The 11,789-nt window shown below is 58.0% G+C and carries 12 protein-coding genes; 9 read left to right on the top strand and 3 right to left on the bottom strand.

All coding sequences use genetic code 11. The features are described from left to right. Positions 1-4: 4 nt before the first annotated feature. Both ABUK73_RS18465 and ABUK73_RS18470 read left to right on the top strand, forming a co-directional pair. Positions 5-388: a VOC family protein gene (locus tag ABUK73_RS18465; protein WP_353578569.1), complete on the top strand. Its 384-nt coding sequence runs from the start codon at positions 5-7 to the stop codon at positions 386-388. Beyond that, positions 385-2,400 (top strand): formylglycine-generating enzyme family protein, encoded by a 2,016-nt coding sequence (locus ABUK73_RS18470; RefSeq protein WP_353578570.1) that lies wholly within the window; start codon positions 385-387, stop codon positions 2,398-2,400. Before ABUK73_RS18465 ends, ABUK73_RS18470 begins: the two co-directional genes overlap by 4 nt. Before the next feature lie 36 nt (positions 2,401-2,436). Here ABUK73_RS18470 and ABUK73_RS18475 read toward each other — a convergent pair whose 3' ends face one another. After that, entirely contained in the window at positions 2,437-3,330 is an 894-nt protein-coding gene (locus ABUK73_RS18475) for a LysR family transcriptional regulator (RefSeq protein ID WP_353578571.1), read from the bottom strand. Between the two features lie 120 nt (positions 3,331-3,450). Here ABUK73_RS18475 and ABUK73_RS18480 point away from each other — a divergent pair, with 120 nt between their 5' ends. Together ABUK73_RS18480 and ABUK73_RS18485 are read left to right on the top strand one after the other, a co-directional pair. Beyond that, on the top strand, positions 3,451-4,062 hold the full coding sequence (locus ABUK73_RS18480; RefSeq protein WP_353578572.1) for a glutathione S-transferase family protein: 612 nt from the start codon (positions 3,451-3,453) through the stop codon (positions 4,060-4,062). A 43-nt stretch (positions 4,063-4,105) separates the two neighbouring features. Next, positions 4,106-6,160, top strand: a complete 2,055-nt coding sequence (locus ABUK73_RS18485) for a 2Fe-2S iron-sulfur cluster-binding protein (protein WP_353578573.1) — start codon at positions 4,106-4,108, stop codon at positions 6,158-6,160. Positions 6,161-6,203: 43 nt separating this feature from the next. Here ABUK73_RS18485 and ABUK73_RS18490 read toward each other — a convergent pair whose 3' ends face one another. Then, positions 6,204-6,635 (bottom strand): winged helix-turn-helix transcriptional regulator, encoded by a 432-nt coding sequence (locus ABUK73_RS18490; RefSeq protein WP_113087603.1) that lies wholly within the window; start codon positions 6,633-6,635, stop codon positions 6,204-6,206. 123 nt (positions 6,636-6,758) lie between these two features. Between ABUK73_RS18490 and ABUK73_RS18495 the strand changes: the two genes are divergently transcribed. The 4 genes from ABUK73_RS18495 to ABUK73_RS18510 all read left to right on the top strand — a co-directional run bounded on the left by ABUK73_RS18495 (position 6,759) and on the right by ABUK73_RS18510 (position 9,506). Beyond that, entirely contained in the window at positions 6,759-7,055 is a 297-nt protein-coding gene (locus ABUK73_RS18495; RefSeq protein WP_113087602.1) for a YciI family protein, read from the top strand. A 74-nt stretch (positions 7,056-7,129) separates the two neighbouring features. After that, on the top strand, positions 7,130-7,909 hold the full coding sequence (locus tag ABUK73_RS18500; RefSeq protein WP_113087601.1) for an SDR family NAD(P)-dependent oxidoreductase: 780 nt from the start codon (positions 7,130-7,132) through the stop codon (positions 7,907-7,909). A gap of 76 nt (positions 7,910-7,985) precedes the next feature. After that, positions 7,986-8,801, top strand: coding sequence for an oxidoreductase (locus ABUK73_RS18505; protein WP_113087600.1), 816 nt, complete (start codon positions 7,986-7,988; stop codon positions 8,799-8,801). Positions 8,802-8,918: 117 nt separating this feature from the next. After that, positions 8,919-9,506, top strand: coding sequence for a DUF1349 domain-containing protein (locus tag ABUK73_RS18510; protein WP_353578614.1), 588 nt, complete (start codon positions 8,919-8,921; stop codon positions 9,504-9,506). A gap of 99 nt (positions 9,507-9,605) precedes the next feature. On the opposite strand, the gene ABUK73_RS18515 is transcribed toward ABUK73_RS18510, so the two are convergent. Continuing rightward, positions 9,606-10,502: a hypothetical protein gene (locus ABUK73_RS18515; protein WP_353578574.1), complete on the bottom strand. Its 897-nt coding sequence runs from the start codon at positions 10,500-10,502 to the stop codon at positions 9,606-9,608. Between the two features lie 372 nt (positions 10,503-10,874). Between ABUK73_RS18515 and ABUK73_RS18520 the strand changes: the two genes are divergently transcribed. Next, positions 10,875-11,693: an alpha/beta fold hydrolase gene (locus ABUK73_RS18520; RefSeq protein WP_353578575.1), complete on the top strand. Its 819-nt coding sequence runs from the start codon at positions 10,875-10,877 to the stop codon at positions 11,691-11,693. Positions 11,694-11,789: the final 96 nt, after the last annotated feature.

Here is an 11,789-nt window from a genome sequence, read left to right on the forward strand (position 1 = left end):
CAGAATGAAAAAAGACTATTCGATCACTTTCTTCTACTACGACGATATCCATGCAGTCGTGCCGTTTTACGAAGAGGTTCTGGGCTTCGAACTGGTGCTCGATCAGAAAATGGCCCGCATCTACCGCATTGCTGAAAACTGCTATTTCGGCATTGTCGATGGCAATCGCGGTCATCTGAAACATCAGGAAAAGAGCGCCGTGCTGCTGACCATCGTGTCTCAGGATGTGGAAGGCTGGCACAAGCGGTTAAAGGATGCAGGCGTTACCGGTCAGTCAGAGATGCTGCGCGGAACGTTCTGCGAGCATTTCTTCTTTGAAGATCCCGCCGGTTATGCCATCGAGATCCAGAGATTTCATAACCCAGATGTGGCAAAGCTCTTTCAATGATCAACGACGATATAGACGGCATGATTTCGCAGGCACGCGAGTTCGGTGCCGCGCAGCTTTTTGCTCTGCCGGATGCCTCCATCGTTGATCTTGCGACCGGCTATATTCCGCTGCTCGTCAACTTCACATTCGAGGACAAGGCGGCCAGGGGACTGCGCAAGCTGACCGATCAGGCAGAGCCGGAACCCGCCGTCTATTTCTCGGCGCTCGAAATGGTGCACGATCATCCAGCCGTCGTACTGACCGGAGAGACCGGAAGCGGCAAGACCACGTTTGCGAAGCATCTGGCGTTCTCACTGGCGCAAGGTGACTTTGCGCCACGCGCCGTTCCGCGCAACGATCTCGGTGCAGTTCATGATGAGCAATGGACGCTGGAGGGCGTTGTGCCTCTCTATCTCACTGTCGATCCGTCAAAAACGTTCGATGAATTGCTTGCGTCCTCAACAGTTGCGTCCATATTTTCAGACAAGACACTTCTGCTGATCCTCGACGGCATAGAGGCGGCTGGCGACGCAGGGCGTCAATTGCTCGCCGATGCGCTGACGTTCCAGAGCCGTCATCCGGCAGTTAAGCTGCTTGCACTTGGGGAGGTCTCTGTCGTCAAGAGTTGGGCGCTTCCCGCGGGCTATGTGCGATATGATCTGCTGCCGCTTCTGAAAAGCCAACGTCGGAAAACGGCTGCGCGACTGGCTGGCCTCGATCTCGGCGCGACAGGTATTGCTCTTGGCAATGCCGCTGGCAATCCGGCGCAATTCGTCATGGCCATGCATGGCGGCGATGCGGGCGATAGCGCCGAGGCCATCACCGACAGCTGGCTTGCGAAGATTTCCGGTGATGCCCAGACCAGCGAACTCTTTTGCGGTCTGGCCTTCGATGCGCTGACAGCCGAGGTGGATGATCCCACCATCATGCCCATCACCCGCGTGCGGCAATTGCTGGCAGCGGTGCATCTGGCATCCAAGCCCGCTGATCTGGCTGTTGAGCATTTTCGCAAGAAGCCGGGCCCTTGGGCACCGGTCATGACAAGCCTTGCTGCGCGCCTTTCCGGCACGGGTGCGGCCAGCGCTTTGGTCGAAGCGTTGATAGAGGGTGAGGGTGATGCGGTTCTGCGGGGCGCGTTGCTGGCAACGGATATGGTGACGGAGGCAGGACCGCTGCGTGACCGCATCGCCGCCCATTTGCTGGCAATCGTCAGCGACGGAGCGCTTTCTGCGCCGGAACGTGAGACGGCGGGCCGCAGGCTCTCGCTTTGGGGTGATCCGCGTGACCTCGATGCACTGGCAGATGTTGCCGGTGGACAGTTCACCTTCGGCTCTAACAGCCATCCCAATTCTGCACCGCCTCATCCAGTCACCGTCGACGCCTTTCGTATCGGCCTTTATCCGGTAACAAATGGTGCCTACGGCGCGTTCGTGCGCGATACGGACCGGCTGTGGCGCAGCCCGGACGGTTTTTCGGATGACCGACGCAATGCTCCTGCGACCGACCTCACATGGCACGATGCGCGGGCCTATTGTGACTGGTTGACGCATCGCTGGCGTGCGCAGGCGCGTATTTCCGAAGACGAATTCGTGCGACTGCCCACGGAACCGGAATGGGAGCGTGCCGCGCGCGGCGATCAGCCGGATATGGGTGTGGATGTCCTCAGCTACCCTTGGGGACATGCTTGGATGGACGATGCGGCGAATTCGGAAGAGGCCGGGTTCAACACCACCTGCACGGTTGGTCTGTTTCCGAAGGGGCGCTCTCCCTACGGCTGCTACGATATGGTCGGTCAGGTCTGGGAGTGGTGCACGACGCTGTGGGGCGATGACATGGCTACGCCCGACTTCAAATATCCCTATTCGGAAGATGGGCGCGAAGCACTGGATGCCGCACCGTCCATCCGGCGCGTGCTACGCGGCGGCTGTTTTTCCAGCGGCAAACTGAAAGCCTGTTGCACCTATCGAGGAAGTCTCGAACCGGATGGCTTCTGGCGCGGCAATGGATTTCGGATCGTGGTTTCGCGGTAGTATTGTGTCTGCATTCAACGGTCATCTGGCTACGACCTACTTCAACAAAGCCCTCAGCCGCGGCGTTGCAAAGTCCAGAAAGGTCCTGAGTTTCAGCGGCATCAGGCCCTCCGATAGATGGACGAGGTGAACCGGAGAGGCCTCTCGTTCAAAATCCTCCAGCAACGGCACCAGCAAGCCGGCATCGACTGCGCTCTTCGCCTGATAGGCCATGACGCGCGTCATCCCGAGACCGGCTGCTGCTGCGTCAACTGCTGCTTCCGCGGTGTTGACGGAAAGGCGTGTGCGGATCGGCACCGCGATATCTTTTGCGCCGTCATGAAACGTCCAGAACCGTGTCGAAAGCAAGCCTTCGAACGCGATGCAATCGTGGTCTTTGAGTTCGTCAGGATGTGATGGACGGGAGTGCCGCTTCAGATAGTCGGGATTGGCGTAGATCGTTGTGCGGATGGAGCCCAGGCGGATTGCGATCAGGTTACTGTCGGAAAGCTGGCTGATGCGCAGGGCGACATCGATGTGTTCGTCGGCAAGACTGATCGTCCGGTCGCTCATCGTCAGGTGAATGTTGATGTCCGGAAACGCTTTCAGGAAGTCCGTAATGACTGGCAGCACATGCAGGCGACCGAAGACAATCGGCGCCGTCATTGTCAGGTCTCCCTTTGGCGCGGCGTATTCTCCGGTGGCGCGGCGTTCGGCTTCTTCTACCCGCTCAAGAATTTCGCGCGCCGCAGCGACATAATTCTCCCCGGCTTCGGTGAGCAGAATACGGCGGCTGGTGCGGGTGAGCAGGCGAACGCCGAGATGAGCCTCCAGCTCGGCGACCTTGCGGCTGACCGTCGGCAGCGGTGAGTGCAGGGCGCGAGACGCGGCGGAAAGGCTACCCTGTTCCACCACGGACAAGAGAACTGCCATGGCATCAAGACGATCCATACTTTCCTTCCACAAAACGAGAGGATGATTACAGAATTAACGCTCTACTACAAAAATATGGATACGGCTAGGTTTCTCTCGTTGCCGGATGACGGTGTCCGGCCCTCAAGGGAGCCAGTCATGAAACTCTACCACTTTCCACTTTCGGGCCATGCGCATCGCGCTCGCCTCTTTTTGTCCCTCCTCAACGTGAAAGCCGAGATCATCGACCTCGATCTGGCGAACGGCGAGCACAAAAGGCCAGAATTCCTGAAGCTCAACCCGTTCGGTCAGGTGCCGGTGCTGGAAGATGGGGACGTCGTCGTCAACGATTCCAACGCAATCCTCGTTTATGTCGCCACGAAACTTGGCCGCAAGGACTGGCTACCCGACGATCTCGCGTCTGTCGCTAAGATACAGAAGTGGCTTTCCGTCGCCGCCGGAGAAATTGCCTATGGCCCGGCTGCGGCCCGACTGATCACGGTCTTCGGAGCAGACTTCCGGGCCGATGAGGTGATTGCCCGCGCCCACCGAATTCTCGGCCTCATCAATGCCGAACTCGAAAATCACCCCTTCATCATCGGCAATAAGCCGACCATCGCAGATGTCGGCCTCTACAGCTACATCGCTGGCGCACCAGAGGGCAATGTCGATCTGACGCAACATCCGGAGGTCCGTCACTGGTTGGCGCGGATCGAAGCTTTGCCTGGTTTTGTTGCTCTTCCGAAAACGGCAGTCGGCCTCGCAGCCTGACACGGTCTTGGGGCCGGGACGTTGTTCCCTATAGGAGGTTCCAATGCCTGCTGAAACACTCTCACCATCGTCCCCCTGGCATGCGGGCGAACTGCAATTACAGCGGCACGCTGGCGTGATGGAGCAGATGGACCCGGTGGGGCGCAAGGTCTTGCGCAGCTTCCTGCTTGATCAGCATCGGGAGTTCTACCCGCTGCTGCCGTTCATCGTCATCGGCTCTGTCGATGGCGATGGCACGCCGTGGGCGACGATCCGCAGCGGACAGCCCGGCTTTTTGCATTCGCCCGATCCCCATACACTCGATGTCGAAGCCGTCAGCGATCCCGACGATCCTGCCGAAGCCGGTATGAACGACGGCGACCCGATCGGTCTGGTCGGCGTCGATCTTATCACGCGCCGACGGAACAGGATGAACGGTACTGTTATCCGGGATAGCAATGACTGCTTTTCCGTCGCCGTCGCACAGAGCTTCGGCAACTGTCCGCGCTACATTCAGAACCGGCAATTCACCTTCGTGCGCGATCCGGCATCGCAGCAGCCTTCCGAAGTGATTGTTTCAGATCGGCCCGGCGCACATGAGCGGGGCATCATCGAATCTGCCGACAGTTTCTTTGTCGCGTCCTATGTGGACCGCGACGGTGAAGGTCGGCAGGTGGATGTCTCCCATCGAGGCGGTCGGCCCGGTTTCGTTCGCGTCGATGCCGATGGCGGCCTGACGGTGCCGGATTTCAATGGAAACCTGTTCTTCAACACGCTTGGCAATTTTGTCGTCAATCCGCGCGCTGGACTTCTGTTCGTTGATCATGAGACGGGTGATATGCTGCAGATTGCCGGTAGCGTCGAGGTGATCCTGAATTCACCCGAGATCGCGGCCTTCGAGGGCGCCGAGCGTCTCTGGCGCGTCATGCCAGAGAAGGTGGTGCTGCGCAGGGATGCACTGCCACTCAGATGGCGTTTTCTCGAAGGCGGCATCTCACCGAGCAGCCTGATGACTGGAAACTGGCAGGAAGCCGCAAGCCGCCTTCAGGTCGCGGCCAAGGCAAAGACGTGGAGGCGCTTTCGTGTGGAGCGAATTGTCGAGGAAAGCGCGACGATCCGTTCGCTTCACCTCGCGCCGGTCGATGATGAGGCTCTCATCCCGCATCTCGCAGGCCAGCATCTGCCGATCAGAATTAGGGACGGCAAGGACACGATCCGCCGCAGCTATACGATATCCAGTGCCCCATCGGATGGCTTCTACAGGCTGAGTGTAAAGCGTGAGGGCCGGGCGTCCACGCTCCTGCATGCAATGCAGGAAGGCGACGAGATCGAGGCGCTGGCACCGGTTGGAGCGTTCACCTTTGACGCGATGAAACGCAGCCGTCCGGCAGTTCTGCTTGCGGCTGGCATCGGCATCACACCTTTGCTGTCTATGCTGCGCCATGTTGTCCAGACGGGGGACAGAACGCGCTATCGCCGGCCAGTATGGCTGTTCCGGTCGTCGCGCATCTTTGCTGAAAGAGCGTTCGACCGCGAAATCGGCGAACTGGTTGCGCGCAGCGAAGGGACCGTTCGGGATGTCAGGGTGCTTGGGGCACCCCAAGTCGATGATGATGGCCTTTTTGATGCAGCCGGTCGCATCGACATGACGCTGCTGAAGGCGCATCTACCATTCGGCGACTATGACTTCTACATCTGCGGACCGTCGTCCTTCATGCAGTCGATGTACGACGGGCTACGCGGACTGAATATCGCAGACGATCGTATCCACGCGGAGGCGTTCGGCCCCTCCGGCCTGAAGCGTGATTACACTGCTTACTCATCCGCGCAGCAGCCCAAGCCCGCAGCTGCGGTTCCAACACGCGTTGTTTTCACACAATCGGGAAAAGAAGCCCGCTGGAAGCCGGGTGGTCAGTCCCTGTTGGAACTCGCAGAGCAAAGTGGCCTCAACCCGCCCTATGGTTGCCGGGCGGGTAATTGCGGAGATTGCCGAACGAAGATCGTCAAGGGTGACGTCAGTTACCTTTCCGAGCCCAACTATCCAGTCGCAGATGGCGAGGCGTTGATCTGCTGTTCGGTTCCTGCACACGTGGACGGGGATTTGCAGCTCGATCTATGAGCTGAGCGAGGATTCGGCGCGTTCGGACGGATCTTCTTTTTTATCAGGTGGGCATAACGATCTTGATAGGCCGCGTGCCAATGGGCGCACCGGTTTTTTTGTCTATGGTAACGGGTTCAATCTCCTCTCCCGTTGCCTCGTCGTAAAACCTCGTGAACTCACCCCCACCACGATGTTTTCCTCCCCATGCTCCAAGAGCAAAGAGAACGGGTAAGAAGTCCCGGCCCGCAGCCGTCAGCTGATATTCGTCCCTTGGCGGACGCTCGGAATATCGGCGCTTTTCCAGAATTCCCTCTTCCGCCAGGGCGGTGAGCCTTGTGGTCAGCATCGTTGGTGCGATCCCCAGGTTTTTGCGAAATTCTTCGAAGCGTGTCGAACCTGCATGGGCATCGCGCAGGATCAGCATGCTCCACGCGTCACCGATCAAGGAGAGGCTTCGCGCGATGAGGCAGGGTTGGTCCAAAAGATTTTTCATGTCCATCTCAAATTAGTAGTGACATAGTATCGAAATGATAGTATCTCATCGGTCATCGACATTCCAGCCTTAATTCAAAGGGGATGTCGAAACGGCAGATAGCCAGTCAGTCAGGATGTGATCATGAAGTACTACCTCTGCAAATACATCCCGCCGCGCTTCGATTTCTTCGCCACGATGACGGTGGACGAGAAAAACTGGATGGGTCAGCACGGCGCTTTTCTTGACCTACTCCTGAGCGAAGGAAAGATCGTGGCACACGGGCCAGTGATGGATCCCACCGGCGGCTACGGCGTTTCGCTCTATCAAGTCGCCGATGATGAAGATATCGAAACGCTGACATCACAAGACCCGATCGTGCAAAACGGCGTGGGCCATTACGAACACCATCCAATGCTCCACCTGAAGTTCCGCGGCTAAGGCTGCAAATTCCCGCGGTTTATCTCGAAACCTCAAGCAACTGGCAGTCAAAGAGACTGCCGGAAGGAACCTCCATGACCATCGCACTCATCACCGGCGCTTCCAGCGGTATCGGTTCAGTTTACGCACGCCGCCTCGCAGCGCGCGGCCACGATCTCGTCCTAGTGGCCCGCGCCACCGATAGGCTGAAAGCGCTCGCCTCTGAGCTTGAGCAGGCCCATGGTATCGCTGTCGAAATCATCACGGCAGACCTCACAGACGAAAACCAGCTCGGTCTTGTCGCAGAGCGCCTCAAGGCGGCACCCTATATCGACATCCTTATCAACAATGCCGGGGCAGGGCTTCTCGGTGGCTTCATCTCAGCCGATCCAACTGCAATGGACAAGCTCCTGCGGCTGAACGTGACGGCTCCGACCTTGCTTGCTTCCGCTGCTGTTGCCGGAATGGTGGAAAGGGGCAGTGGGTCCATCGTGAACATCGCTTCTGTGCTGGCGCTGCTTCCGGAGCACTCTCATGGTATCTACGCGGCAACCAAGTCTTACATTTTGACAATGTCGCAAAGCCTTGCCGCCGAACTCACCGCGAAGGGCATTTACGTGCAGGCAGTTCTGCCCGCCGCAACCCGCACCGAAATCTTCGATCGGGCAGGCGGTGACATCAACCGCATTGCGAACGTCATGGAGGTGGACGACCTCGTCGATGCTGCTCTGATCGGTTTCGACCGCAAGGAACTCGTCACGATCCCGCCTGTCCCGGATGTCGCCGCATGGGACGCGTTCGAGCAAGCCCGCGGTGTTCTGGCGGCAGGCTTCAGCAATTCCGAACCCGCCGCTCGATACCGCGTCCATCAATGAAGTTTTCGACGCATGTGGTCCTTCCCGCCGCACATATTCGCTCAACCGCCTCGTCAGGCAAATGAAAGTCACCAAAATGAACACAAGCAATCGCAGCGTCGCGGTCGTCACAGGCGCGGCATCAGGCATCGGCCTTGCTACGGCCAAGGCGCTTCAGTTGGCAGGGTATCAGGTGTTCGGCACCAGCAGGAAAGCCAGGCCAGCGTCAACAGCGGGTATCACCATGCTTGAATGTGACGTGACGGACAGCGCGTCGGTGGCCAGGATGGTTGCTGAGGTCGTTGATCAGGCGGGCCGCATCGACGTGTTTGTCAACAATGCGGGCGGTGCATTGATCGGCGGTGCCGAAGAATCGTCGGTCGAGCAGGCGCAGGCTCTCTTCGACCTCAACGTGTTCGGGATCGTCCGCGTTACCAATGAGGTGCTGCCCATCATGCGCAGGCAGCGTAGCGGGCGCATCATCAACATCAGCTCTGTGGTTGGCTTCATCCCCAGTCCGTTCAGTGCGCTCTACGCAGCCACAAAACATGCCGTTGAGGGGTATTCGGAGTCCCTCGACCACGAAGTCAGGTCGCTTGGTGTGCGGGTGCTACTGGTTGAGCCAGCGTTCACGAACACAGCGCTGGACCATAACGCAACCCAGCCCGACCGTATGACGAGTGTGTACGATCAGGGCCGGAAAACGATTGAGGCGGGCTGGAACAGCGCGATCAAGGCGGGCGATGCCCCTGAACTTGTCGCAGAAGCGGTGGTGAAAGCGGCAATGGCCAAGTCGCCAAAGCTGCGCTATCCCGCCACAAAAGCCGCTCGTCAACTGCATTTCCTGCGCCGTTTCGTACCCGCAAATGCGTTTGACAAAAGCCTGCGCAAGCAGATGAAACTGCCAGCCTGAAAGTGGTATGTCTGGTCAGGCGTCTCCTAAAACGGAGACGCTTTCTTTACGCAGACACCGATGACAGGTATCGCTTGGCTCCTACCGCCACGCAAACCGCAGTTCCAGGGAAGCCTCATGCTGATCAATCTTAAAGAAGCCAAATGGCTCAATGAGCCTGCGGTATGGGAAGCCACAGAAACCGGCCTCATCATTACAACGGATGCGAACACCGATTTCTGGCGTAAGACCCATTACCGTTTCACGCGTGACAGCGGGCACTTCCTCGGCATCACCGCTGACGATGGCTTCACAGCTCGTGTCCGCGTACAGGGGGAATTTCGGTCTCTCTATGATCAAGCCGGCCTCATGGTGCGCATCGATGAAAATCGATGGGTAAAGACCGGGGTGGAATTTACCGACGGAGAGCGCTTCCTCAGCACCGTTGTCACAGATGGCAAATCCGACTGGTCAGTGTCCCAGCCGTTTAAGGAACTCGAGGATTTCTACATCCGGATTACGTTGAAGAACGGCGCGATGCGCATTCAGGCGTCATCCGATGGCAGGATGTGGCCATTGCTGCGTCTTGCCCCGTTTCCGGAGGCCTCTCATTATCTCGTCGGACTGACCGCATGTACGCCGGAGCGGGGCGGACTGAATGTTCGGTTCTCGGAGTTTTCAGTTGGTGACGCCATCACCACCGATCTTCATGATCTTACAGCGTAAGAGCGCCGCCCGACGTTTTTCGTCATCGATCGTAGGCGTTCTGAGAGTTCCGCAAAGAAATGGGGTGCCAGTGGCACCCCAAAAGTGAGCGAGCAGTGATTAGCCGCGCGATACCAGAAGGTCTTCCTCGTCGTCGCGTTGCTTGCCACCCAGTGCCGCCGCTGCCGAAGCGATAAACGCTCCAACCAGCAAGGAGATCGCACCAACCAGAGCAGTGGTTGCTGCTGCCTTGCGAGCGGTATCGGCTGCTTCCTGTGCCTTGACCTTGGCGGCTTCGATCTGTCCAAGCACGGTATCGACGCGGGCGCGAGCATCCGCTTCGTTCAAACCTGTCCGGGCTGATACAATGCTGGCGACATAGGCACGGTCCGGCTCGGCTACTTCACCCTGTGCGGCGCCTTGCAGGAGGATGCGAGACACCTCAGCGGCTGCCGCACCGTTATCCGTTCTCGCTTCTGCCGTTACCCGTTCAGGCCGCAAAAGTGCGTCGGTGAAATACGACGTCGATAGATCTGCACCACTGGTCGAACCGTTAGACGACGCAGCCCCAGCCATGGCAGCCGTCGATGCGGTAGAGCCAACAGCGGATGCACCAGCACCTGCGAGAGAGGTCAGCGACGACGCCAGGAAGCCCATCACAATCACGGTTGCCAGCGCCCAGCTCAGGAAACCATGCGCCGTATCCCGAAAGAACACCTCGTCAGTATGGACGGCTGCCCACTTGGTGCGCAGTCGCCCGGTCAAATATCCGCCGAAAGCAGAAGACAGCCACTGAACGGCAATCAGCCAGATCGCTGCCGTCACGCCGAGGGTTGCGGCAGAACTGCTTTCGCCCGACCAGGGTGAAACCATGGTAAGACCAAAGCCGGAGCCAAGGAGCAACATGATCAAGGTAACGCCTGTCGCTGCGACCGCACCACCAATGATAGGGCCCCACGACATCGCTGTCTGGGACGATTCGACGGGCATTGCACCCGAAGTGCTAGATAGGGGCATCTTCATTCCTATCGCAGAAAAATGGCGAGGAGGATGATGATCGGAAGGGGAATACCCAGCATCCAGAGTAATATGCCACGGCCCATTGGAAAGTCTCCTTATGAATTTTTGCTTGTAGAGACTCTCTAACTTTATCTGCGTGCATTCGTTCCTTCTGAAATGCAGTGAATAGGCAGCCGCCGGGATCGACCCCGTCTTCTTATTGCTGTCCGTTTTTTCGAACGTGGATCACACTCCGACGTAAGCGTTTCACAAGTCAGCCTCGGGACTTGGTAGTCAGGCCGCAATGCCGCCTCGAGATTGTCGGTTGGAGATGGAACGCGATGCACCCCATCGCGCTTTACCCGGTGACATCACCAAGGGAGTCTCCAGATGGCATTCATCGACGCAAAAGATGGTACGAAACTGCACGTCAAGGATATGGGCGAAGGCCGCCCCGTCATCCTCATCCACGGCTGGCCGCTCACCGGCGACATGTTTGAATACCAAACCGTCGCCCTGCTCGAAGCAGGTTTTCGGGTCATCACCTATGACCGCCGAGGCTTTGGCCAGTCCGGACACCCCGCCAGCGGTTACAATTATGATACGTTTGCCGATGACCTCGCCGCCGTCATTGATGGCCTTGAGCTTCGGCAGGTTTCACTCGTCGGCTTTTCCATGGGTGGCGGTGAAATCGCTCGTTACCTTTCACGCCACGGCGCGTCGAAGGTCTCGAAAGCCGTTCTCGTCGCATCCGTCGCCGGTTATCTGCTGAAAGACGAGACCAATCCCGATGGTGTCGATGCTAGCGTATTCGAAGGCATGAAAAACGATATCCGCGAAGACCGCTTCGCCTTCCTTCAGAGCTTCGCGAAAACATTCTATGGCGTCGGCTTTGTCACCAGCCCCGTCAGCCAGGGCGTGCTTGACTGGTCCTTCGTGCTGGGCGTTATGGCAAGCCCCAAAGCAACAATCGATTGCGTCGATGCATTCGGCAAAACAGACTTCAGACCCGATTTCGCCGCCTTCACCATCCCAACGCTGGTCATTCACGGCACCGGCGACAAAACAGTCCCAATCGATCCAACGGGCCGTGCAGCAGCAAAGGCAATCGCGGGTGCGAAATTCATCGAATACGATGGCGAACCGCACGGCCTGTTCGCAACGGTGCCCAAGCGCCTGAATCAGGATTTGATCGAGTTTCTGGCTTGAAATCACTTGGGTGTCGCAATTCGACGCGACACCCATTTCCGGCTATAGATTTGAGAAAAACTAGCGTTTCATTTCATCTGATAGATTAGTCTACAT

The sequence above is a fragment of the Agrobacterium vacciniicorymbosi genome, from assembly GCF_040427045.1.
Taxonomy (GTDB): Bacteria; Pseudomonadota; Alphaproteobacteria; order Rhizobiales; family Rhizobiaceae; genus Agrobacterium.

What these genes read in the sequence shown, in the direction of transcription:
- ABUK73_RS18465 (WP_353578569.1), top strand. Translation starts at nt 5, where the DNA reads ATGAAAAAAGACTATTCGATCACTTTCTTCTACTACGACGATATCCAT.
- ABUK73_RS18470 (WP_353578570.1), top strand. Translation starts at nt 385, where the DNA reads ATGATCAACGACGATATAGACGGCATGATTTCGCAGGCACGCGAGTTC.
- ABUK73_RS18475 (WP_353578571.1), bottom strand. Translation starts at nt 3,330, where the DNA reads ATGGATCGTCTTGATGCCATGGCAGTTCTCTTGTCCGTGGTGGAACAG.
- ABUK73_RS18480 (WP_353578572.1), top strand. Translation starts at nt 3,451, where the DNA reads ATGAAACTCTACCACTTTCCACTTTCGGGCCATGCGCATCGCGCTCGC.
- ABUK73_RS18485 (WP_353578573.1), top strand. Translation starts at nt 4,106, where the DNA reads ATGCCTGCTGAAACACTCTCACCATCGTCCCCCTGGCATGCGGGCGAA.
- ABUK73_RS18490 (WP_113087603.1), bottom strand. Translation starts at nt 6,635, where the DNA reads ATGAAAAATCTTTTGGACCAACCCTGCCTCATCGCGCGAAGCCTCTCC.
- ABUK73_RS18495 (WP_113087602.1), top strand. Translation starts at nt 6,759, where the DNA reads ATGAAGTACTACCTCTGCAAATACATCCCGCCGCGCTTCGATTTCTTC.
- ABUK73_RS18500 (WP_113087601.1), top strand. Translation starts at nt 7,130, where the DNA reads ATGACCATCGCACTCATCACCGGCGCTTCCAGCGGTATCGGTTCAGTT.
- ABUK73_RS18505 (WP_113087600.1), top strand. Translation starts at nt 7,986, where the DNA reads ATGAACACAAGCAATCGCAGCGTCGCGGTCGTCACAGGCGCGGCATCA.
- ABUK73_RS18510 (WP_353578614.1), top strand. Translation starts at nt 8,919, where the DNA reads ATGCTGATCAATCTTAAAGAAGCCAAATGGCTCAATGAGCCTGCGGTA.
- ABUK73_RS18515 (WP_353578574.1), bottom strand. Translation starts at nt 10,502, where the DNA reads ATGCCCCTATCTAGCACTTCGGGTGCAATGCCCGTCGAATCGTCCCAG.
- ABUK73_RS18520 (WP_353578575.1), top strand. Translation starts at nt 10,875, where the DNA reads ATGGCATTCATCGACGCAAAAGATGGTACGAAACTGCACGTCAAGGAT.